Raw genomic sequence first — 21,968 nt, 5'->3', positions numbered from 1 at the left:
TTAATAATGATTACCTGATTTACGGTGATGCACGGCTGTCACGCCATCTTGATTTAACACTTTGCCATTCTCAACAGTCGCATAAACCAACCAATGATCGCCTGATTCCATGCGGTTTTGGACTGAACACTCCAAATATGCCAGCGCATCCTTTAGTATGGGACTACCGTTTACTGCTTCTTCAGTGGCGATATCAGCAAATCGGTCTTGTGCGGGGCCAAAGGGTTTGAGGAAGTGCTTCATCAATCCCAAATGATTGCCTTCTTTAAGAACATTGAGGACAAATTTATTACCTATATGCGTCAGGGTTTCTACTGCCCTATCTTTAGCCACAGCGATAGTTAACCCAGGAGGATTAAAGCTAGCTTGCGCCACCCAAGAGGCTAACATGGCGCTGGATATATCGCCTTGCTTGGCGGTGACAACGCACAGTGAACCAACGATGCGTCCTACCGCTTGTTCTACGTTGGTGGCGGGTTGGCTAGTAGCACGGACTTTTTTGGCTTTTTTCAAGGCTTGAGCAAAGTCGGTTCCGGCTTCTTCGCACAGTTGTAAAGTGACATCGTTGGGCTTGAATTTGACGCGGATGGTATCAAAACCAAACCGAAAACCAGCGTCTTTGAGTTTGCTTTCAATTAAATCGACGGCTTCCCCACTCCAACCAAAGGAACCAAACACCCCAGCCAGTTTATTATTAGTCGCGGTAGATAACACAATTCCTAAAGCAGTTTGTACGGGTGTAGGTGCATGGCCTCCCAGGGTAGGTGAACCCATGACAAAGCCTGCCGACTTTTCTACAGCCGCCCGAATTTCTTCTGGTTCGGTAAATTCGCAGTTAATTGATTCTACCGCCACACCAGCTTTAGTAATCCCCCGTGCGATCGCCTGAGCTAAGGTAGCTGTATTCCCATAGGCAGAAGCATAAATTAACGCTACTGTCAAGTCAGCCGAGGCTTGCTGTTGAATCCATTCCCGATAGGCGTGGGTGAGTTCAATTAAGCCGTAACGAACTATCGGCCCGTGTCCGGTGGCATACATCCGCACGGGTAAATCCGCGAGTTTATCAAGTGCGGTTTCTACTTGTTTAGCGTGGGGAGCCATGAGACAATCAAAATAATAGCGGCGGTCTTCGTTGATTGTCTCCCAACCTTCATCAAATACTTGATCACCGCAAATATGCGCCCCAAATAATTTATCTGTGTAGAGAATTTCAGTTTGGGGATCATAAGTACACAGTTCATCTGCATAGCGGGGGTTAGGGGTAGGGATGAATTGTAAGTTATGACCTTTGCCTAAGTCGAGGGTTTCATCTCCCCGCATGACGAGTATTGGTAATTCCTGATTTTCTAACGCCCCCCGCAAATTAATCGCCCCTGGATTGGAACAGACGAAGGTAATTTGGGGTGCGAGTTCTAGCAATGCTTTTAATGTGGCGGCTCGGTTGGGGTTAACGTGACCGAGAATGACATAATCAATTGTGGTTAAATCTAGGCGTTGCTTGAGTGCGTCTAGGTAAATTTGGGTAAAGGTTTCCCCTGGTGGGTCGATTAGAGCGATTTTATCGGCTTGAATTAAATAAGAGTTAGCTGTTGTACCTTTGGCTAGGGCATATTCTATTTCAAATCTTAATCTTGTCCAACTGCGCGATCGCACTACTGTGGTATCTGTACCAATAGGGAGGATTTGAACGTCACGGGGTTTATTCTGTGGTATCATAATTCGCTTGTTTTAGTATTTTTTGATAAATTCATCACTGGATTTAAACCATTGCCATAGTGTAGGCAGAGTCCGCAACTTTAGTAAATGAGTAGCTATTTATTATTAAAGCTTAGTTTGTTTGATGAGATTTTCAGCGTTATGAATAAGATAACGGTTTAGTGATTATAAATATCTGCATTTGGATTTGAGAGAGCGATGTCTAGCGACAAGCCGCTTCTCTACGAGAGGCTTCGCCAACGCGTCTACGCCTCAAACAACGCTGTTACAATAAAGCCATCCTCGATGCCGTATCCATCCTATGACTATTGCGCCAGAAAAAAATCCGCAAACAGGCATCTGCCAGGATGTTATATTTCCTCCTGGTGATATATACAGTGATGAACCACCCTTGGAAAGCGATTTACACCTTAGACAAATCATCCTACTGTTAACTTGCCTAGAATGGCTGTGGCGAGATAGAAATGATTTCTACGCGGCGGGAAATTTGACGATTTACTACAGTCCATATCAACGTAAATCAGAATTTTTCCGAGGGCCAGACTTTTTTGTAGTGCTAGGATGCGATCGTAAAACCAGAAAAAGTTGGGTAGTTTGGGAAGAACACGGCAAATATCCCAATGTCATCGTTGAAATTTTATCTGACTCCACAGCTGATACAGACAAAAATTTAAAGAAAACAATTTATCAAGACACCTTCCGCACACTGGATTATTTTTGGTTTGATCCTAACACCTTAGAATTTGCGGGGTTTCATTTAGTAGATGGCGAATATCAACCTCTGCAATCAAATGAACATGGGCATTTATGGAGTCAACAATTAGGGTTGTATCTGGGTGTGCATGAGGGATTATTGCGTTATTTTACACCAGAACATCAACTCGTACCCACGCTGGAAGAAATGGCGCAACAGGCAGAACGTCTTGCAGCTAAACTGCGGGAGTTAAATATTGATCCAAATACAATTTGAGTATTTGATGCAAGCTATAATAAAAATGGTTTGGAGCTTGACTTTTGAACGCAGAGGCTCGCTGAGGTAAACGCAAAGTTACGCAGAGTGTTTATTCAGTTTTTGCTCTGAATTTAGTTATTCTATACAGTCGAAAAATTAATAGTATAGGACTTTGCCTATGCTGCGTGGCGAGTTGAAGTTTAAAATAAGCTCAGAGAGATTTAGACCGATTTTTAGAATTTTTGTCACCTATGACTACAAATACACAATTTAATGCTAAAGTCAAGGACGGCAAAATCGAAATTCCTGTTGAGTATCAAGACGAGATACACAACGCCGAAATAGTTCAAATTGTGATACTGAAACCCTTGTCAAAAAAGAAACGTTTTCCACAAACGGGTATCATAGCCCAGCTAACTGCAAATCCTATCCAAATTGAGGATTTCAAACCACTCACCAGAGAAGAAGCGAATGAACGCTGGTGAGCTGACACGGTGTTTTGTTGATTCCAATATTTGGCTTTATCGTTTTATCTTGAACTCTAGCGAGCCAAGTGCAGTACAAAAGCAACAAATAGCTACAAACGTTACAAGTGAAGAAAACCTACTTGTTAGTACACAAGTTATCAATGAAGTTTGTGCAAATTTAATCCGTAAAGCAGGTTTTGATAATTCTCAGATTCAAAACTTAATTGAAGATTTTTCCGAAGGCTGTGAAATCTTGCCTGTCTCACTAGAAACGCTTCAGTATGCAGTCAAATTACGCTCCCACTATTTGCTATCGTTTTGGGATAGTCTCATTGTTGCTAGTGCAGTTTTAGGGCAAGCAAGTGTTTTGTACTCAGAAGATATGCAAGATGGCTTAATTATTGAAAATTTCTTACAGATTGTCAATCCATTTCTGCACGAAAAGACATAACTCTCGAAGTTCACGCACAACTAGAAATCAACAAGAATCAAAGCCTCTCTCCTTGCTGCTGCATCGACATTGTGAATGTATCGCCTGACATTGTGAATGTATCGCCTGACATTGTGAATGTATCGCTTGACATTGTGAATGTATCGCCTGACATTGTGAATGTATCGCCTAACATTGTGAATGTATCGCTTGACATTGTGAATGTATCGCTTGACGTTGTGAATGTATCGACTAACTCTAAAAGACTTGAGTAGCTTTGCAGAGGAGAGATACTCTACGAGAAGCAAGCTATGGAGATGGGTTTCAAGAATAAGTCGCACATCGCGTTAAATAGCTATTTGTAATGTCGCGGCTGTAAAAGTGCTTAAATAATTCTGGTGAAGAGGATTTGCTTTAAGCTTCGCATTGTGCGAGTGGCAAAATTATGCTGATGCCAAGCTTGATAGAAATCGGGGTAAGGCATATTCTGGGCGCATTTCCAAGCTAAATCGTATTGTTTATCATTTAATCGCCAATAACCACTTAAAGTTTTGACTACCGCAAAGCGATGCTGATTATTCTGTATAATTTTCCCTAAGCATTCTGCTGCCTGCCAACAAATGCCGTCATCCACATCTTTTGATAGCAGCAGTTGCACCAAAGCGGCGATCGCATATTGATTGCCTGGGTCGATTTTCTCTAAGCATTCTGCTGCCTGCCAAAAAATGCCGTCATCCACATCTTTTGATAGCAGCAGTTGCACTAAGGCGGCGATCGCATCTTGATTTCCTATGCCGATTTCCCCTAAGCTATCGGCTGCCTGCCAACAAATGCCGTCATCCACATCTTTTGATAGCAGCAGTTGCACCAAGGCGGCGATCGCATCTTGATTTCCTATGCCGATTTCCCCTAAGCTATCGGCTGCCCACGCACGGGTGTATTTATCCACATCTTTTGATAGCAGCAGTTGCACCAAAGCGGCGATCGCTTGTTGATTGCCTGGGTCGATTTTTCCTAAGCTTGAAGCTGCTTCCCTACGGGTGAAGTCATCCACATCTTTTGATAGCAGCAGTTGCACCAAGGCGGTGATCGCTTGTTGATTTCCTATGCCGATTTCCCCTAAGCTATCGGCTGCCCGCCAACGGGTGTCCTTATCCATATCCTTTGATAGCAGCAGTTGCACCAAGGCGGCGATCGCTTGTTGATTGCCTGGGTCGATTTTTCCTAAGCTATCGGCTGCCCGCCAACGGGTGTCCTTATCCAAATCTTTTGATAGCAGCAGTTGCACCAAAGCGGCGATCGCATGTTGATTGCCTAGGTCGATTTTCTCTAAGCATTCTGCTGCCTGCCAACAAATTTTGTCATCCACATCTTTTGATAGCAGCAGTTGCACCAAGGTGGCGATCGCTTGTTGATTGCCTGGGTCGATTTTCTCTAAGCTTGATGCTGCCTGCCAACGGGTGAAGTCATCCAAATCTTTTGAATGCAGCAGTTGCACCAAGGCGGTGATCGCTTGTTGATTTCCTGTGCCGATTTTCCCTAAGCTTGATGCTGCCTGCCAACGGGTGTCCTTATCCAAATCTTTTGATAGCAGCAGTTGCACCAAGGCGGCGATCGCTTGTTGATTTCCTGTGCCGATTTTCTCTAAGCTTGATGCTGCCTGCCAACAAATTTTATCATCCACATCTTTTGATAGCAGCAGTTGCACCAATGCGGTGATCGCTTGTTGATTGCCTGGGTCGATTTTCCCTAAGCTTGATGCTGCCAGCCTACGGGTGGAGTCATCCACATCTTTTGATAGCAGCAGTTGCACCAAGGCGGTGATCGCTTGTTGATTGCCTGGGTCGATTTTCTCTAAGCTTGATGCTGCCAGCCTACGGGTGGAGTCATCCACATCTTTTGATAGCAGCAGTTGCACCAAGGCGGTGATCGCTTGTTGATTTCCTGTGCCGATTTTCTCTAAGCTTGATGCTGCCAGCCTACGGGTGGAGTCATCCACATCTTTTGATAGCAGCAGTTGCACCAAGGCGGTGATCGCTTGTTGATTTCCTGTGCCGATTTTCTCTAAGCTTGATGCTGCCAGCCTACGGGTGGAGTCATCCACATCTTTTGATAGCAGCAGTTGCACCAAGGTGGTGATCGCTTTTATTCTGTCTGTCTGTTGTAGTGCTAATTTAGCTGTCTCTGAAATAGGTGAATAACCAAAGCCCCACTTAACGATTTGGTTTACTATTTCATCTGCTTGAGAACAATCTTTAAACTCAACAATTCCTACTGCCGCTAAAAAGTAAGCTTGATACTCATAAAAACCTTTATCTACATCTTTCCTATTCCACTTTCCATATCCATCTTTAAAGTTGACTAAAGCATCGATAAACTGTTGCTTTTGCTGCTGGAGATATTTTTCTTCTCTCCCCAACCATAGTAATATTGTTTGCTTCCACAGTGGTTCAAAGATGCGATAATTTCCCCGGCTGGGATTTTTAGGAACGTGGTGAAGAAAGAAATACCAATTATCAATTACTATGGCAGCAAAATACTCTTGAAATGAAGCATGAAAGAAAGCGTAAAATTTTTGCTTGTCCACTTTTATACAGTTTAGCCATCCGCGATTTAGTGCCAATGTCAGCAGCACTTGATCTTCTTCTTGATTAAAGACGGCATTAACAAAATCTTGCGGCAAGCTAAAACGTATTGTTTCTTTATCTATTGCTGTTTTAGCTAATTCCCCAAGCTTGCCATTGAGTTGCAGCTTTTGGTGAGATGTTGTAGGAAATTCGTCTTGTTTCCATTTGTAAAAATCATCAACAAATCGCTGATACAGTCCCGCTTGCGTGTCGGGTAATTTGCCATCTCCTGATTGCCAAGTCAAACACAACAGTGTCAATCGTAGAGGATTTTTTACTAAATCCTGAATCCGTTCTTTACCTGGTTCTTTCAAAACAGTGCATAACTGTTTTCCAGTTTCGGGAATAGCCGCAAACCATTTGTGAATAAATTTCTCTACTTGTTGTGGATAAGAAAAATCTAAAGTGCGATAAATATTAAAATCATCAAGTGCGTTAATGCCACCATCCCACAAATTAACCCGACAAGTTAAGACAATTCGCGCTTGAGAAATAAACCCTGATTCCCGAAATTGGCGTGAAATTTCTGTTAGCGGATTACCTGAAGCTGCGGACATTTCATCTAATCCATCTAGCAGCAGCCAGACATTTCTTTGATTAAATAAAGCAACAAAATCATCTTCCTGTCGCTGAGTAGGTTCAGATTTCCCTTTTTTCCTCACAGCAGCAGTTAGCCAAGTCCCTAACAGATATTCCTCTAATTTTTGTCCTTGTAAATCTGCTAAAGATACCCAAATCACAATTGACTGGGGAATCTCACAAAATACCCAATCAGCAATTTTCTGTAATAGTGTTGTCTTTCCTGCACCTGGTTCACCAATAATTGCAATTCGCCTACCCTTACTTTTCGGCGTGTTCTGCTGTTTGAGAACTTCTTCCAGAAAAGCATTATGCTCAAAGGTTTTGGTGATTTCTGTCTCCTTGTACTGTTCTGAACCCTTTTCTGGAGAGATATTATCACCTTGAGGCTTTGGCTGTTTTTTACGCTCAACTAATCCCAGTGGTACGTAAACATCATCAACTTGCAGTGCAACACCTTCAGTTGATGTCAAAGGATTTGTCGTCAGCTTGCGCCGTTCTGCAATTATTTCACGACAGATTTCACGCCAGTCATCGGGAGTTAACTTTGTCCCCTCCTCCCCTGGAGACGACTGTGGTCAGTTGTAAGTATTATTCTGTTCCTTAATGTTGATTTGTTGAGCAACCATTGCACCTTTTTCTGCTTTAATTTCTTCTGCTAACTTCGCAAAGTTATTTACAACTGATGGATGAGACTTGATTTCATCCGCTAACTGTTTAATCTCCTTAGCAGCCTCAGACTGATCATTATTAACTGCTGCTTCTACATCCACAACAGCTTGAGCAATTTCAGGATCTTGTGCTGCTTGTGTTAGTTCTAACACTGCTTGACCGTAATCTAATCTCTGCGGTTCATCACTGGTAAGAGATGGTGCTTGATTCTTTCGGCGTAGCAATTCTATCAACTTACCAGGAGCATTCCATAAAGCATCACCAATGTTTTCGCCGATTTTCTCCTGTGCTTGCGTCCAAAATACGGTAGCTACAGCAATCAATAAGCTCTCATGTGTCATATATCCACTATAAATAAGCCAAATAGCGTCAAAATTTGTCTGTATATATTCTAGTGGTGAAATTACTTATACGCCAAATGTGATGGCGATCGCTCCTAACTGCTGTCTAGTCAATTGTAGAGAACGAATCTTCACCCCTAAATTTAGGTAAGATGAAATGCGATCGCCATAACTCATCAAAGGTGTATGTTATCTGTATTTCTCCACAGATTCCACAGCAATATTAAATTGTTGAGCAATCTGTTCTACACTCATCCCAGTTTTTAGTAACAGTGGGACAGCAATTTTCAACATTTCTTCTCGACCTTCAGCTTTGGCTTCTTGATATACTCTTGTCTGCTCTATATTTAGTCCTAGCATAGCTTCTACTTCCTCTCGACTCAAAGACGAAAACTTGTACACAGCAATTGTCGTAATGATTTCGATGATTTCGGTTTTCGGCAGTGTGCCTGTTTCTTCTAATTTTACCCGTTGAATTAGTTGCTTGGCTTGCTCTGCCATTGTTTCAGAGGATGCAATTGTTAACTGCATTAAGTTGATGCTGATTGGCAGAGTATCAGAATTACCTAACTCATCTAAATAAATGCGTTGCACTTGGTCGCTGTTTAAAAATATGCGATGAGTTCTTGTATCACTTGGCTCTAAACTCCGTGATGGAAATATTACTACACAGTACCAATCATCGTATTGAGATTGATTGCGGTACAAATAGGTCAGCGACTCGGTAAAAAAGCGATGATAAAGACTTTCATCTTTCTGAAATTGCACTTCGGCAAAAAAGATAACTCTAGATGTTGCGTCTTCTGGTGGTAAAAAAACACCATCAATGCGAAAGGCGGTTTCTTTTACTTCCACTGATTCAAATCGATAGTTTTGCGCCTGTGCAGGGCGGTTATCAATGATTTCAAATATTAACGCTGGAAATCGTTTGAAAATTTGGTAATAAATAGAGTCACGTTTCACAAAAATATAAAAAGATGTTGATTATTTATTTTTGAATTGATTCATTGAAGGTTCGTAGTAAGGACTACCCTTTGCTCCGCAACGCTATCGCGAACGGGTTCTGCTTGCGGTACAGTCCTAATTTTTCTAAGGACTAAAGTCCTTACTACAAACTTGTTTTTTAGTAATGGTTTCCGACTTTGCGGTGGTGAACTGCTGTTAGGGATTCGGGTTTGGATACGCGTCCGGTGTAGACGTTGCTGTATACTACCCAATGGTCGCCGCAGTCCATCCGGCTTTGGACTTCACATTCCATGTAGGCTAAGGCATCGGCGAGGATGGGTGTACCGTTTTCAGCTGGTTGGGTTCTGACTCCTTCAAATCTGTCTGCACCAGGGGCGAATCGTTTTAAGAAGTGGCGCATAAGGATTTGATAGTTGCCTTCTTCTAAGACGTTGAGGACGAAGCGATCGCCTACTTGCATTAGTGATTCAATTGCTCTATCCTTAGCTACTGCAATGGATAATCCTAACGGTTTGAAGCTGGCTTGGCTCACCCAGGAGGCTAGCATGGCGCTGGCAACTTCACCTTTTTTGGCTGTGATGATATACAGTCCGCCGCTAATTCTCCCCAAGGCTTTGTCTAAATCAGCACCTAGGGATTTCATGGCTTTAATGCTGCGATCGCGTGTTAACCATTGTCCTAAGTCTGTGCCGGCTTCTTCACATAGTTTGTAAGTGGTTTCACTAGGTGTATCTCTGACTTCAATTACAGGAAAGCCTATGTGTAACCCCAATGCCCGGAATTTGTTAAGTAAGGGGTAAGTTGGTTCGTCATCACCGCCGCCTGTCTCAAATATGCCTATGGTTTGTTTTTCGTTGGCAGAACCTAAAACGGTACTGAGTGCAGCTTGGATGTTCGCTGCACCATTAGCCGGAGGCATCCCAATTACTAAGCCAGTGCAGCGTCCCACAAGTTCGCGCAATTCTTGTAAATCTGCGGCTGCACCCAAATCTACTATTTCTACAGCTACGCCTGTTTTGCTGATACCATTCACAATACTTTGGGCGAGGCGATCGCTATAGCCGTATTCGGAAACGTAAAATACCCCAACGGTGGTTTCGGCTTTGGTTTGGGTTTGACTCCATTGACGGTAACGTCCAATGAGTTCTTCTACATTATGGAACAGTAATGGCCCGTGACCAGTCGCAACCATTTTTACAGATGGTAACTCTCCCATGCGCTTCAAGGCAGATAAGACTGACCGCGCATTCGGCCCCATCAAGCATTCATAATAGTAGTGAAAATCAGCTTCAATGGTTTTTAAGTCTTCGTCAAAGGTGCTATCAGAACAGTAGTGCATTCCGAAAGCATCACAGGTGTAAAGAATTTGGGTTTTGTGGTCGAAGCTAAATATGGTGTCAGGCCAGTGTAAATTGGGGGCAATGACAAATTCTATTTCGTGACCGTTGCCTAAATCTAGGCGATCGCCATTTTTCACAATCTTACGTTTAAATGGCTGATGTACCAAATCTTCCAGAAATTGGATTGCCACCTTAGAAGCCACAACCGTAATTTCTGGAGCCATTTGTAACAAGTCTTTGACTAAGCCACTGTGGTCTGGCTCGGTGTGGCTAATAATCAAATAATTAATGTCTTGGGGATTAATTAAGCCTGTGAGAGTATCAAAATAGAGTTTACGAAACTTTTCGTGAGAGGTATCAACTAAGGCTATTTGCTCACCGCGTATGAGAAATGAGTTATAAGTAGTACCGTTTTGTAAACCAAACTCAATATCAAAGCGATCGCGATCCCAATCTAGAGAACGTATTACTGTAGTATCTTCAGCAATTTCTCCAGTTTGTATGGTGAGCCGTTTTTCAGTTTTATCGGTGACTGCTACCATAACTATCTCCTTAACACAATGAGTATTTATTCCTCTAGTCTTATTTTGACACGGGAAGTTTGTTAACTTTTATTAAAAAATCTATAGATAAGTTTAAAAAATCAAAAGTGTGAAACAGTACCAACACCCAAGACAGACAGAGAATCTATGGTTAGCCTTGGAAATCGGCAATTCCCGACTGCATTGGGGTTTATTCACAGGTGAAACCCTTATCTATAGTTGGGATACGGAGTATTTACCTGAGATTGGGGACTGGGACAAAGAAATTATGTCACTCCTTCATCAATTCACTCCCTACTCCCTACCTCTAGTAATCGCTTCCGTAGTACCGCAGCAAACAGCATTATGGGAAAAATACCCTAATGTTCGTGTCATTACTTTAGACCAAATACCACTCAATAATACATATCCCACACTGGGAATTGATCGCGCTTTGGCTTTGTGGGGGGCGGGGATGGCTTGGGGTTTCCCGGTGTTGGTAATTGATGCGGGGACAGCACTGACTTTTACTGGTGCAGATGCTAATCGGTGTTTAGTCGGTGGCGCAATTTTGCCAGGGATGGGTTTACAATTGGCGAGTTTAGGTCAAAAGACTGGACAATTACCCCAATTAAATATAGATGTCATCCAATCTTTGCCTCCACGGTTTGCACTCAATACACCAGAGGCAATTCAAAGCGGTGTGCTTTATACGTTATTGTCGGGAATTAAAGATTTTATTCAAGATTGGTGGCGGTTGTTTCCTCATGGGAAAGTAGCACTTAAAGGAGGCGATCGCGTCCTACTATTTAACTATCTGCAAGTTTTATATCCTGAGATAGCAGCACATTTAATAGTAGAGCCAAATTTAATCTTTTGGGGAATGCAAAAAATAGTCGTGATTAGTTCGTAGTGAGGGCTTCAGCCCTATCTTTTGCTGGAGAATTGAGCCAAACAAAAAAGGACTAAAGTCCTGACTACAAACATTGATTATTTTTGCGGTATCACAGCAATACACTCAATTTCTACTAACACATCTTTCGGCAACCGCGATACTTCCACACAAGCACGGGCTGGGGCTGTGGCTTCGTCAAAATATTTAGCGTAAACTGTATTTACCGCCGCAAAATCATTCATATCAGCTAAGAATACAGATGTCTTTACAACATCAGCAAAGGTGGCTCCAGCAGCTGCTAAGATGGCTTGCAGATTTGCCATCACTTGTTGTGTTTGTTGTTTAACATCTTCTGCACCCACAATTTCCCCAGTTTGAGGATTGAGGGCAATTTGTCCAGCCACAAAGAGCATTTGTCCTGAAACTGCGATCGCTTGATTATAAGGACCAACGGGTGCAGGTGCTTGATCAGTACGAATAATTTGTTTACTCATATTTCCTCTGGGGTGCGTTACTCAAAACTTAATCTGGGACGAATCCCATAATGTCGATAACGCCAATAATCCCGCAAAATGCGATCGTGGTCAAAACATAAATTACTAGGTACACGCCAAGGCTCAAAAAAGCCTACACTTTTGGCATCATCCCCAGCTTTGGGTTCTCCTGTTGCTGTCGCCAAAAACACAATACTAATAGTGTGCTGACGCGGATCACGTTTGGGGTCTGAGTATACCAGAAATTGTTCAATTAATTCTATCTGTAAACTCGTTTCTTCCTCAGCTTCTCGCCTAGCTGCTACTTCCACAGGTTCCCCATAATCCACAAAACCCCCAGGAATTGCCCAACCCAATGGTGTATTGTGTCGCTCAATTAATACTATAGGTCGATGTGGTCTATCTACCAATTCAATAATGATATCTACCGTTGGTGCTGGATTTCTGTAATTCATATTAGTCAATAGTTAATAGGCAATAGGCAATAGGCACTCTTGCAATAGGCACTCTTGCAATAGGCAATAGTCATTCTCTCCTGCTCCTCTGCTCCCCTGCTCCTCTGCTCCTCTGCTCCCCTGCTTCCTCATCTCCCCCCACTCCCCACTCCCCACTCCCCACCCCCCACCAAAGATAGCTTTCCAACCTAGCCTGGTCATGATAGATTCGATGGGATCGCTTCCTCATATATTTGAAGTTAAATATGCCTTTTCCTAGATCCAGTGGCGTTTTGCTGCATCCTACCTCCTTTCCCAGTCGATTTGGTATTGGCGATTTAGGCTTAGAAGCCTACAAGTTTATTGATTTTCTCAGAGAAAGCTACCAACAATATTGGCAAGTCCTACCTTTAGGGCCAACTGGTTACGGTAATTCTCCTTATGCTTGCTATTCGGCATTGGCAGGAAATCCCATGCTGATTAGTCCAGAACAATTACAAGAGCAGGGTTTCTTATCTGAAGACGACTTTGCTAATTTACCAGAATTTGACGCTTTTCAAGTAGATTATGACCGAGTTATACCTATCAAGACTGAACTATTAAAAAAAGCCTGTGCCAATTTTCAAGTTAAAGCTACAGCTTTACAACAAAAAGAGTTTTCTGGTTTTTGTCAGAGCAAAGCTTATTGGTTAGATGATTATGCTTTATTTATGGCGCTGAAAGATGCCCATGATGGTACAAGTTGGCATACTTGGGAACAGGAATTAGTCAAACGTGATCCCGCAGTAATTGAGCAATCTAGACTAAAACTAAATGCTGAGATTTACTATTATAAATTTATCCAGTTTGAATTCTTTCGCCAGTGGTCGGAACTGAAAACTTATGCCAACATGAGCGGGGTTTACATTATTGGCGATATTCCTATTTATGTAGCTCAAGATAGTGCTGATGTGTGGGCGCATCCCGATATCTTTTGTTTAGATGAGGAGACAATGGAACCGGCATTAATGGCTGGCGTTCCACCGGATTATTTTAGTGCTACTGGTCAATTATGGGGCAACCCGGTTTATAACTGGGAAGAATTACAAAAACAAGATTTTTCTTGGTGGTTGGGTCGCTTTGAAGCGATGCTGGATTATGTGGATGTCATCCGCATTGATCACTTCCGGGGGTTTGAAGCTTATTGGGCTGTACCACAAGGTGAAGAAACAGCGATTAAGGGAGAATGGTTAAAAGCCCCAGGAGAAGAATTATTTGATGCGATTAAACAAAAATTGGGTAAGCTGCCTGTATTAGCCGAGGATTTAGGCATCATTACGCCAGAGGTGGAAGCACTGCGAGATAAGTATGAATTTCCGGGGATGAAGGTTTTACAGTTTGCCTTTGGTTCTGATCCCGGCAATCCATTTTTACCATTCAATTACTCGCGGAATTTCGTTGTTTACACTGGCACCCACGATAATGACACAACTGTCGGCTGGTTTAATCAAGCCAATGACTACGAAAAACAAAACTTGTTACTTTATTTAGGGTGTGTCAGCCCTGAAGGGATTCATTGGGATTTAATTAGACTGGCTTTGAGTTCTATTGCTAATCAAGCGATTATTCCTTTGCAGGATATTTTGGGTTTGGGAACTGAAGCGCGAATGAATTTTCCTAGCACTGCTGAAGGTAACTGGGATTGGCGTTATGAGCCGAAAGCGTTAACAGAACAGTTAAGCGATCGCCTCAAAATTCTTACTAAGCTCTACGGACGCGCTCCACAAGGAAAGTAGGAGAGATAAGAAAGATGGGGGAGATGAGGAAGTGGAGGAGAAAGATGGATATTGATGATTCCCCTGTTCTCCTAAAATCTTCCTCTTGATTTCAATATTCAGGTTTAGCAGCAGCAATCTTAATTTCTTCCTCCTTACCAGGTTCTCCCATTTGTTTGGCTTCTTGCTCATTAACACTCATCAGCACACCACCAGCATTGTTAGTTTTGACGGTTAACTGTTCTTCCGCTTTCCAAACGCGATGCGCTCCCTCTGGTAGAACTCCCTCAAACTCGGTTTTGCCATCAGCGACTACCCGAATCCAAGAGGACGCTTTTAAAGTCACACCAATCTGTACGGATTGATTGTCTTTTTCACCTGTGAGGCGATTGCTAACAGGTAAAGTGTTTGTTAACTGTTTAGGTTGATTTGGTTGTTTTTTAACCAAATTCTCTGGTTTAATCTCGTTATTATTTGCTTTTAAGGCAGTATTGTTCAATAACTGAGACAAACTGCTGACAGCGCATACGATCAAGAATATGTACAGTAAATAAAGATGTAGTGGACGTAATTGATTAATTGATGGTTTAGTTGTTCCTACCTGGGGTAGATTCATTGGTTGAGAATCAATAGGAAAATTACTGGCAAATTCCACTCCATTGAAGCCAACTGCATCAGCAAATTGTCTAATAAAGCCTTGAATATAAATGGGTTCTGGCAAATCCTCTAGATTACCTTCTTCAATTGCCTGTAATAGTCGCCGGGGAATTTTAGTATGGACAACCATTTCATCTAGAGATAAACCCCGTTCTTGACGTGAAGCCCACAACTGAGCGCCTATTTGGGTTAGTTTTTCGGCTCTTTCTTGTTCTATTGTCAGTTTTGGCTGCTCATCTGTCTTTCTTGTTAGCCATTTCATGTTTTTTGACACTCCTTAACTCAGCAGAATCTTTAATAGGTATGTGTTTAGTCTGATTTTGTAGGCAACGAATTTCGTCATCTTGGAGAAAACGATATTTACCCTCACGTAAGCAGGGCTTTTGTGATTTTTGTAATTCAATTGAGCCGATCGCACTGCGATGTAACTTAATGACTGGATATCCCAATTGTTCTGCTACACGGCGAATTTGGCGGTTTTTTCCCTCCTGTAAAATAATTTCTAAACGAGTATTTTCAGCAAGACTTTCTAGCAAGCTTACCTGGGCTGGACGGGTTTTTCTCCCATCTAACAGCACACCCTGCCGCCACTCTTCCAATACTGCTTTCGGGGGATGGCCTTTTACTAGAACTTGATAAGTCTTAGGAATACTGTGACGTGGATGGGTGAGCCTAAAGGTCAATTCTCCATCATTAGTGAGTATTAATGCGCCTGTAGAATTTACATCTAGACGACCAACCGGATGAATACCATAACCTTGACGCAAGTCTGGAGGTAATAAATCCAAGACTGTCTTTCTGCCTTGGGGATCGTCACAAGTGGAAACGACACCAAGGGGTTTGTTTAATAAAACATATACAAGCGTCGGACGATCGCGAGCTGATACTAGCTGACCGTCAACTGTAATCTTATCCTTTTGGGGGTCAACTTTCTGTCCTAATTGTGCTACTACACCATTGATCCGCACGCGTGATCGCCGAATCATTTCTTCAGCTTCTCGACGTGAGGCTATACCGAATTCAGAAAGAACCTTTTGTAACCTAGCCTCCATAGGGAAATTACTGATAATAATCTAACTGGTTTAGATAATAATCATCATATTGGCATTTTGTCTGAGGTAGCTATAAATGCTACAGTTAAGGACTGTTTAAGTTCAGTTGATACTGAGCAACTACCCAGCAATTTGAGTTAAATGCCAGAGCAGAATCCCCAAACACAAGGTGTTAACAAAATCCGCATAATTACGAAACTCCTCAAAACAGCATTGCAGCTATGGTTAAAGGCGCAAGTTAGCCAAGTCTCTCAGCTAGAAGTGGATCTCAAAGCTAGCGATCGCCAACTCCTTTCCGGTTGCATACCTTGGGTTTCCATCTTCGCCACTCATGCTGTTTATCAAGGTCTCCATATTACCCAAATTAAACTAGCAGCAGAGAATATTCAAATCAATATCGGCCAAATACTGAAAGGTCAACCACTGCAATTGTTGCAAGTAGTACCAGTAGTTGGCGAACTGATTGCACAAGAGACGGAGCTGAATGCTTCCCTCTCCTCTGAATTATTATCGACTGCTTTAAAGGATTTACTGGTTAAACTTTTACCAGAATATTGTCAAAATGCCAAGTCTATTTTTTGGCAAAAGATTATTCTGGAAAATCAACAAATCACACTGAATGCCATCCTAGCATCTACAGGTGAACCTATACCCTTAGAAATTAGTTTCTCCTTAAAACTGCTGAGTGGGCAGGAGTTGCAAGTATCACAAATTAACGTCATCCAAAATGACAGCTTAATATTAGAAAGTAGCGATAATTACAATTTTCATCTTGGCTCAGACGTTGATCTCCAAGAACTCAGCCTGATCCCCGGTCAGTTAGTTTGTCGTGGACAAGTTAACGTTAATCCGTGAGGGATTGGGGACTGGGAAAGCAGGGGGAGCAGGGGAGCATAGAAGAATAACTATTGCCTATTGCCTATTGCCTAATATTGGTAATACTAGCGTGACGAAATAGTAAACTAGGGGAGCTGTGAAAATATAGCTATCGGTGCGATCTAAAATACCACCATGTCCAGGGATTAATTGTCCCGAATCTTTTACGCCAGCATCGCGTTTGAGCATCGATTCAGTGAGATCACCTAATAGACTAGCCAACCCAATTAATAAACCCAGTGTTGTACCAGTGAGGAGAAATTTGGGTAACTGAAGATAATACGCGCCAATTAGAGCAACTGCTAGACTAGCACTGATCCCAAAGACTGCACCTTCAACAGTTTTTTTGGGACTAATATCAGAAAGACGGGTTTTACCAAAGAATTTACCAAAAATATACGCACCAATATCTGCTGCCCAAATACACAAGAAAGTTAACACTGTGATTGTCAGCCCTTGTGGTAAAAAGGTAAGATTTTTCTCTGCTAGGATGTCTGTCCAGGTTGTAGGCCAATATCCGCCAAAAGGAATATTGCTAATGGCTACACTACCAATGGCGCGTAACCGTACCCAATAACTCGGCAAGTACCCGACATAAAATAGTCCCATAATGGAAGCCGAAACATCTGCGATCGTCGCCATTTTCGGCTGAAACAGCAAATAAAAACAAATCACCGTTCCAGCTATCGGCATCACAGCATCAGCCAAAGCATCATTGAGGGTAGAAATTGCCAGCAAGACTAGACTAAGAAATAGTGTAGTTTTGGCAGCCGGCAAAATGTTTCTGGTTCGCACCAAATCAAAATATTCCTGCTGCCCCAAAAAAACGACAACACCAAGCATGATCGTAAAATACCAACCCCCCAATAAGACAGCACCTAAAGCAAGGGCGATCGCAACAATTCCACTAATAATCCGAGACCAAGGCATAGAAGTATTTAATATTGGGGGAAGGTGAAGAACAAGGGGAGCAGGGGAGCAGGAATCTCTGACGCTGACCGGGGGAGCAGAGGAGATAAGGATATCTATAGTATTAGATCAATATACTGAATTTCCTAGTCCCCAATCCCCAATCCCCAGCCCCCAATCCCCAATCCCTAGTCTAGTTTCTCACCACTGAGGATAAAAATGGGATCAACGGCAGCAAAGGTTTGCGAAAATCCCCGTTTCTCTAAGCGGTTCACTGCCGACTGCACTACTTCCACATTTCTGGCTTGTAACTGGGAAAAGCTTTGAGAAATAGCATATAGGCTTTCTAAATTACTAGCTGTGGCAACTACTCTGCCTGATGAGGGTAAATAATGCCATACTGCTTGCAAAATCTCTTGAATGGCTCGTCCTCCCTCCAAACAAACACGGTGGGGAGCAATTTTGAGGTCATGTAGACACTCTGGCGCACTACCTTCAATGACTTCGACATTTTTAACACCAAAGCGATCGCAGTTACGCTTAATTAAGTTGGCAACTTCTTCATCCCGTTCTACAGCAATAATCTTGCCTTGAGGACACAATAACCCCACTTCTACCGGAATTGTCCCTGTTCCCGCCCCAATATCCCACAGCACAGAATCAGGTTCTAGCCGCATCTGAGATATCAAAAGCAATCTAATTTCTCGCTGGCTAAAAGGAATTCCTGGTAAATGCTCGAATAATTCATCGGGAATACCAGGAGTGACATAAGGCCAAAGTTGGGAAGGCATAGGAATACACATTTATACTAGGGGTATCAGCTTGTCTAATTTGGCAAGACACACTCTATAAATTTTTGTAACGTAGCGTTATTAGCCATCATGATGATTGGAGAAACATTAAATGCTCGCTACGAGATTCAACAACAGTTAGGCAAAAAAGCCGGACGACGGACGCTACTAGCGAGGGATATAGTCACTGGCGAATTGGTGGTAGTCAAATTGCTGTCTTTTAGCAGTGACTTTGAATGGGATGATCTCAAGCTGTTTGAGCGTGAGGCTGAAACGCTTAAGTCGTTGTCTCATCCTTTAATTCCACGATATTTAGATTATTTTGAAGTAAATAACCCTAATATTAAAGGATTTGCCTTAGTACAGAGTTATATCCCAGCTCCAACTTTAGAGCAATACTTAGAAAGTGGTAGAACTTTTACTGAAGCTGACGTTAAACAAGTAGCCCAAGCAGTTTTAGAGATTTTGATATATTTACACGGGTTGCATCCGCCTGTAATTCACCGTGATATTAAGCCTAGCAATATTTTATTGGGAGAGCGTTCTGGTAACAGTGTCGGTGAAGTTTATCTGGTAGATTTTGGCTCAGTTCAGACGGCTTTGGCTACAGAAGGTGGGACAAGAACTGTAGTTGGAACTTACGGTTATATGCCACCTGAGCAATTTGGTGGGCGTACAGTACCAGCTTCCGACCTTTATAGTTTAGGTGGGACTTTAATTTACCTAGTGACGGGTACTAATCCGGCCGATTTACCCCAAAAGGACTTTCGCATTCAGTTTGAGTCAGTTACTCATCTGAGTCCAGGTTTGACGCGTTGGCTAAAGTTGATGACTGAACCGAGTGTAGAACGGCGATTCAGTTCTGCAAGTGTGGCACTACAAGCTTTAGACGAGTCGCAAGCACTAACAGATGTTAGTAGTTTAGTTACTACTCAACCAGTTGGTAGCCAGATTAAGTTAACTAAAAATTGGGATTCCCTAGAAGTTCTGATCCCGCCGGTTGGGTTTCAGCCATCGATGATATTTACAGGTTTGTTTGCGATCGCCTGGAATTCGTTTATCCTGTTTTGGACACTTGGTGCATTATCAGCCCCTTTCCCCGTCAATTTACCCTTTGCTTTATTCTCTCTGCCTTTTTGGGGGGCTGGCGGTTTTATGTTGTACAGTTTGTTCCTGGGTTTATTTGGACGTATCCGCTTGCGTGTAGATAGTCAACAAATTACTTTTACTCAAGAGTTATTTGGCTTGAAGTTTCATCGTCCTCGACCATCCACCAGAGAAAGTATTAGAAAGCTAGTTTACACCAAAAAACATTGGGCTAAAGATGCTGAAGGAAGTCGTACTCAAGTACCAGCACAATTAGATATTTGGGCGGGTGTACAAAAGTATCATCTTGGAATTAATACGGCTATTCAATCGGAAGCAGAACTTGAATGGTTAGCCCACGAAATCAGCGATTGGCTTGGTATTCCTATTCAGCAAGAATAAAATCCTTACTGCCACTAATTCAAAAGCAAAGATCCATGACTATTGCTCAGGCTGCAACTCATTTTGTAGAGTTGAGTGCAAAAACTTATTTTCGTAAAAAATAAATCTTCCTCAAGATAGATGTTAAATAAAACATATCTTTTTTTAGTATCAGTATTTATTAGTCATGCTTTTATTATTTAGATATTTGCCGAATTATTATCTAGCCAGTTATAAAACTTGTATACGCATTAACTAATGATTATTAAGTATATAATTATTTGACATTATCAACTTTTCCTGACTTAATTCTGTTTCTGATGTCGCTAAAATATCTTGTCAAGGCTATTTTTTCGTACTGCAAAAATTTTTTCAATTTATGAGGATTTTCTGATTGGGAAAGTCAGTTTTTTAGGTGTAATATCGGTAAACAGTAAGTTTCATAATTGATTTTTGTAATCATTGACACTTTGAGGTGAATACAATGAAAAATTTTGCTGGCAAACAAGAATTAGTATTGAGTCAAATCAAAGACAAATTTTGTCAGCGTCGAGATTTCAGTGGATGTGATTTGAGTGGTATTGACTTGGCAGGAGTTGACTTGAGTGGGATTAACTTGATTGGAGCAGATTTAAGCTTTGCTAATTTATGCGGTTGTGTAATGACAGGTGCTAACCTCAACGGTGCAAATTTAATGCAAGCTAATTTGCGTGAAGCTAAGTTATATGAAGCTTCTTTATCAGAAGTTAATTTAAATCATGCTGATTTAACCTATGCAAATTTATGCCGAGCTTTTTTGTGGCGATCGCAATGTCATGGTACAAACTTTTGGGGAGCTTCTTTGTGTGAAGCTGATTTACAGGAAACCAACTTCACTCAGGCTAAGTTAGTGGAAGCATCTTTAATTGAAGCTAATTTAACTAGAGCTAATCTTACCGCCAGCAAGTTATGCGGAGCTATCCTACTAGAAGCTAATTTAACCGGAGTTAACTTGACTGGTGCTGACTTAACATGGGCAAATCTCACCAAGGCTAACTTGAGTGATGCCAACCTGCAAGACACCAAATTAATTTTTGCCAAATTGCGCGATACAATTGAGCCTAATGGCACAATTCAACACCATCAGATAGCCATTATTGAATGATTACACAAAAGACAAATACAAAATAGAGGATTCAGAATATTAGCACCTGAATCCTGTTCATTTTCTTGATTAAAATTCCCGACGTGAGAATATAAAAATTGCGATCGCTAACAGCATGGTAATGTAAATTACGCCATAACCTGCATTGCTAATCAATGTAGTAACATTAGGTATTGCTTGCAGTCCATAAACAGCATCATTTTTTAAATCTAGTCGAGATAAATCTGGCAATATCAGATATAAAGTATGAGTGATGCGTTCCATTAAAGGATTGCGACTTATCCGACTCAGTTGTACTAAATTTTGAGTAATATTCCCCATCAAATATACAGCAAATGTTAGAGAGACTGCTAACAAAGAGCTAGTAAATACACCAAAAGTAATAGCAACAGCAGTCATCACAGCCAATTGCAAGCATAAAAACATCGATGCAATTAAAATACTTGCCATTGAATAGGGAATATTACCAAACTGCAAAAACAGTAGATAAATAGCTGTCATACTGGCGAGTAAGACAAACACAACAGAAGATAAACCCAAGAATTTACCTGTGATAAATTCCCCACGGCTGACAGGTTTAGCAATCAATAACAGGATAGTGCGTTTTTCGATTTCTTTGTTAACCAGTCCTGTACCAATAAATACAGTCACAATGAGACTAATGGCACTCATCGCTGCCAAACCAAAGTCTACAAACATTTTGTCTTCGGTACTAGCTGCATACTCAGGTAAAGCCCGGATAGCCACAGCCAAGATTAAAGCATAAAAACCGATAATATACAGGATGCGATCGCGCACCACTTCCTGAAACACATTTTTGGCAATTACGAAAATTCTAGTCATAGTCAATTAGTCGTTAGTTAATAAGAAATAGGCAATAGGCA

Annotated in this window: 20 protein-coding genes; 8 read left to right on the top strand and 12 right to left on the bottom strand. The window is 41.8% G+C overall.

Going from position 1 to position 21,968, the window contains the following annotated elements:
* On the bottom strand, nucleotides 1-1,713 hold the full coding sequence (locus NOS7524_RS22480) for a diflavin flavoprotein (protein ID WP_085999928.1): 1,713 nt from the start codon (nucleotides 1,711-1,713) through the stop codon (nucleotides 1-3).
* 304 nt (nucleotides 1,714-2,017) lie between these two features.
* Here NOS7524_RS22480 and NOS7524_RS22475 point away from each other — a divergent pair, with 304 nt between their 5' ends.
* The 3 genes from NOS7524_RS22475 to NOS7524_RS22465 all read left to right on the top strand — a co-directional run bounded on the left by NOS7524_RS22475 (nucleotide 2,018) and on the right by NOS7524_RS22465 (nucleotide 3,586).
* Nucleotides 2,018-2,686, top strand: a complete 669-nt coding sequence (locus NOS7524_RS22475; RefSeq protein ID WP_015140774.1) for a Uma2 family endonuclease — start codon at nucleotides 2,018-2,020, stop codon at nucleotides 2,684-2,686.
* A gap of 233 nt (nucleotides 2,687-2,919) precedes the next feature.
* Nucleotides 2,920-3,153, top strand: coding sequence for a hypothetical protein (locus NOS7524_RS22470; protein WP_015140773.1), 234 nt, complete (start codon nucleotides 2,920-2,922; stop codon nucleotides 3,151-3,153).
* Complete coding sequence (locus tag NOS7524_RS22465) at nucleotides 3,140-3,586, top strand: PIN domain-containing protein (RefSeq protein WP_015140772.1); 447 nt, start codon at nucleotides 3,140-3,142, stop codon at nucleotides 3,584-3,586. The genes NOS7524_RS22470 and NOS7524_RS22465 overlap by 14 nt, the downstream gene beginning before the upstream one ends.
* A gap of 364 nt (nucleotides 3,587-3,950) precedes the next feature.
* Here the strand turns inward: NOS7524_RS22465 and NOS7524_RS22460 are convergent, their stop codons facing one another.
* The 4 genes from NOS7524_RS22460 to NOS7524_RS22445 all read right to left on the bottom strand — a co-directional run bounded on the left by NOS7524_RS22460 (nucleotide 3,951) and on the right by NOS7524_RS22445 (nucleotide 10,632).
* The gene (locus tag NOS7524_RS22460) at nucleotides 3,951-7,244 is read right to left on the bottom strand and encodes a HEAT repeat domain-containing protein (RefSeq protein ID WP_015140771.1); all 3,294 of its coding nucleotides are present in this window, start codon (nucleotides 7,242-7,244) and stop codon (nucleotides 3,951-3,953) included.
* Nucleotides 7,245-7,349: 105 nt separating this feature from the next.
* Complete coding sequence (locus tag NOS7524_RS22455) at nucleotides 7,350-7,784, bottom strand: hypothetical protein (RefSeq protein ID WP_015140770.1); 435 nt, start codon at nucleotides 7,782-7,784, stop codon at nucleotides 7,350-7,352.
* Between the two features lie 189 nt (nucleotides 7,785-7,973).
* A complete protein-coding gene (locus NOS7524_RS22450) occupies nucleotides 7,974-8,747 on the bottom strand; it encodes an Rpn family recombination-promoting nuclease/putative transposase (RefSeq protein WP_015140769.1) in 774 nt (257 codons plus the stop codon).
* Between the two features lie 160 nt (nucleotides 8,748-8,907).
* The gene (locus tag NOS7524_RS22445) at nucleotides 8,908-10,632 is read right to left on the bottom strand and encodes a diflavin flavoprotein (protein ID WP_015140768.1); all 1,725 of its coding nucleotides are present in this window, start codon (nucleotides 10,630-10,632) and stop codon (nucleotides 8,908-8,910) included.
* Nucleotides 10,633-10,741: 109 nt separating this feature from the next.
* Between NOS7524_RS22445 and NOS7524_RS22440 the strand changes: the two genes are divergently transcribed.
* A complete protein-coding gene (locus tag NOS7524_RS22440; protein WP_015140767.1) occupies nucleotides 10,742-11,524 on the top strand; it encodes a pantothenate kinase in 783 nt (260 codons plus the stop codon).
* 77 nt (nucleotides 11,525-11,601) lie between these two features.
* On the opposite strand, the gene NOS7524_RS22435 is transcribed toward NOS7524_RS22440, so the two are convergent.
* Together NOS7524_RS22435 and NOS7524_RS22430 are read right to left on the bottom strand one after the other, a co-directional pair.
* Nucleotides 11,602-12,000, bottom strand: a complete 399-nt coding sequence (locus NOS7524_RS22435) for a RidA family protein (RefSeq protein WP_015140766.1) — start codon at nucleotides 11,998-12,000, stop codon at nucleotides 11,602-11,604.
* 17 nt (nucleotides 12,001-12,017) lie between these two features.
* A complete protein-coding gene (locus NOS7524_RS22430) occupies nucleotides 12,018-12,455 on the bottom strand; it encodes an NUDIX domain-containing protein (protein ID WP_015140765.1) in 438 nt (145 codons plus the stop codon).
* Between the two features lie 245 nt (nucleotides 12,456-12,700).
* Between NOS7524_RS22430 and malQ the strand changes: the two genes are divergently transcribed.
* Entirely contained in the window at nucleotides 12,701-14,209 is a 1,509-nt protein-coding gene (malQ, locus tag NOS7524_RS22420; RefSeq protein ID WP_015140764.1) for a 4-alpha-glucanotransferase, read from the top strand.
* 91 nt (nucleotides 14,210-14,300) lie between these two features.
* Here the strand turns inward: malQ and NOS7524_RS22415 are convergent, their stop codons facing one another.
* Together NOS7524_RS22415 and NOS7524_RS22410 are read right to left on the bottom strand one after the other, a co-directional pair.
* Nucleotides 14,301-15,107, bottom strand: coding sequence for a helix-turn-helix domain-containing protein (locus NOS7524_RS22415; RefSeq protein ID WP_015140763.1), 807 nt, complete (start codon nucleotides 15,105-15,107; stop codon nucleotides 14,301-14,303).
* A complete protein-coding gene (locus NOS7524_RS22410) occupies nucleotides 15,079-15,897 on the bottom strand; it encodes a pseudouridine synthase (RefSeq protein ID WP_015140762.1) in 819 nt (272 codons plus the stop codon). The genes NOS7524_RS22415 and NOS7524_RS22410 overlap by 29 nt, the downstream gene beginning before the upstream one ends.
* A gap of 141 nt (nucleotides 15,898-16,038) precedes the next feature.
* Between NOS7524_RS22410 and NOS7524_RS22405 the strand changes: the two genes are divergently transcribed.
* A complete protein-coding gene (locus tag NOS7524_RS22405) occupies nucleotides 16,039-16,752 on the top strand; it encodes an LmeA family phospholipid-binding protein (RefSeq protein WP_015140761.1) in 714 nt (237 codons plus the stop codon).
* A gap of 57 nt (nucleotides 16,753-16,809) precedes the next feature.
* Here NOS7524_RS22405 and NOS7524_RS22400 read toward each other — a convergent pair whose 3' ends face one another.
* Together NOS7524_RS22400 and cbiT are read right to left on the bottom strand one after the other, a co-directional pair.
* On the bottom strand, nucleotides 16,810-17,703 hold the full coding sequence (locus tag NOS7524_RS22400) for a phosphatidate cytidylyltransferase (protein ID WP_015140760.1): 894 nt from the start codon (nucleotides 17,701-17,703) through the stop codon (nucleotides 16,810-16,812).
* Nucleotides 17,704-17,870: 167 nt separating this feature from the next.
* Nucleotides 17,871-18,473 (bottom strand): precorrin-6Y C5,15-methyltransferase subunit CbiT, encoded by a 603-nt coding sequence (gene cbiT, locus NOS7524_RS22395; RefSeq protein ID WP_015140759.1) that lies wholly within the window; start codon nucleotides 18,471-18,473, stop codon nucleotides 17,871-17,873.
* 93 nt (nucleotides 18,474-18,566) lie between these two features.
* Between cbiT and NOS7524_RS22390 the strand changes: the two genes are divergently transcribed.
* Nucleotides 18,567-19,961 carry a serine/threonine protein kinase gene (locus tag NOS7524_RS22390; protein ID WP_041555909.1) on the top strand — a complete coding sequence of 465 codons (1,395 nt, stop codon included), beginning with the start codon at nucleotides 18,567-18,569 and terminating at the stop codon, nucleotides 19,959-19,961.
* 463 nt (nucleotides 19,962-20,424) lie between these two features.
* A complete protein-coding gene (locus tag NOS7524_RS22385; protein WP_015140757.1) occupies nucleotides 20,425-21,084 on the top strand; it encodes a pentapeptide repeat-containing protein in 660 nt (219 codons plus the stop codon).
* Between the two features lie 69 nt (nucleotides 21,085-21,153).
* Here NOS7524_RS22385 and NOS7524_RS22380 read toward each other — a convergent pair whose 3' ends face one another.
* Entirely contained in the window at nucleotides 21,154-21,927 is a 774-nt protein-coding gene (locus tag NOS7524_RS22380) for an ABC transporter permease (protein WP_015140756.1), read from the bottom strand.
* Between the last annotated feature and the right edge of the window lie 41 nt (nucleotides 21,928-21,968).

This window comes from Nostoc sp. PCC 7524, assembly GCF_000316645.1.
Taxonomy (GTDB): domain Bacteria; phylum Cyanobacteriota; class Cyanobacteriia; order Cyanobacteriales; family Nostocaceae; genus Trichormus.
This window is presented reverse-complemented; position numbering and strand designations above follow the sequence as displayed.

Bases quoted from the DNA above. Each gene is read 5' to 3' on its own strand.
- NOS7524_RS22475 (WP_015140774.1), top strand. From the start codon at position 2,018: ATGACTATTGCGCCAGAAAAAAATCCGCAAACAGGCATCTGCCAGGAT.
- NOS7524_RS22470 (WP_015140773.1), top strand. From the start codon at position 2,920: ATGACTACAAATACACAATTTAATGCTAAAGTCAAGGACGGCAAAATC.
- NOS7524_RS22465 (WP_015140772.1), top strand. From the start codon at position 3,140: ATGAACGCTGGTGAGCTGACACGGTGTTTTGTTGATTCCAATATTTGG.
- NOS7524_RS22455 (WP_015140770.1), bottom strand. From the start codon at position 7,784: ATGACACATGAGAGCTTATTGATTGCTGTAGCTACCGTATTTTGGACG.
- NOS7524_RS22445 (WP_015140768.1), bottom strand. From the start codon at position 10,632: ATGGTAGCAGTCACCGATAAAACTGAAAAACGGCTCACCATACAAACT.
- NOS7524_RS22435 (WP_015140766.1), bottom strand. From the start codon at position 12,000: ATGAGTAAACAAATTATTCGTACTGATCAAGCACCTGCACCCGTTGGT.
- NOS7524_RS22430 (WP_015140765.1), bottom strand. From the start codon at position 12,455: ATGAATTACAGAAATCCAGCACCAACGGTAGATATCATTATTGAATTG.
- malQ (WP_015140764.1), top strand. From the start codon at position 12,701: ATGCCTTTTCCTAGATCCAGTGGCGTTTTGCTGCATCCTACCTCCTTT.
- NOS7524_RS22415 (WP_015140763.1), bottom strand. From the start codon at position 15,107: ATGAAATGGCTAACAAGAAAGACAGATGAGCAGCCAAAACTGACAATA.
- NOS7524_RS22410 (WP_015140762.1), bottom strand. From the start codon at position 15,897: ATGGAGGCTAGGTTACAAAAGGTTCTTTCTGAATTCGGTATAGCCTCA.
- NOS7524_RS22405 (WP_015140761.1), top strand. From the start codon at position 16,039: ATGCCAGAGCAGAATCCCCAAACACAAGGTGTTAACAAAATCCGCATA.
- NOS7524_RS22400 (WP_015140760.1), bottom strand. From the start codon at position 17,703: ATGCCTTGGTCTCGGATTATTAGTGGAATTGTTGCGATCGCCCTTGCT.
- cbiT (WP_015140759.1), bottom strand. From the start codon at position 18,473: ATGCCTTCCCAACTTTGGCCTTATGTCACTCCTGGTATTCCCGATGAA.
- NOS7524_RS22390 (WP_041555909.1), top strand. From the start codon at position 18,567: ATGATTGGAGAAACATTAAATGCTCGCTACGAGATTCAACAACAGTTA.
- NOS7524_RS22385 (WP_015140757.1), top strand. From the start codon at position 20,425: ATGAAAAATTTTGCTGGCAAACAAGAATTAGTATTGAGTCAAATCAAA.
- NOS7524_RS22380 (WP_015140756.1), bottom strand. From the start codon at position 21,927: ATGACTAGAATTTTCGTAATTGCCAAAAATGTGTTTCAGGAAGTGGTG.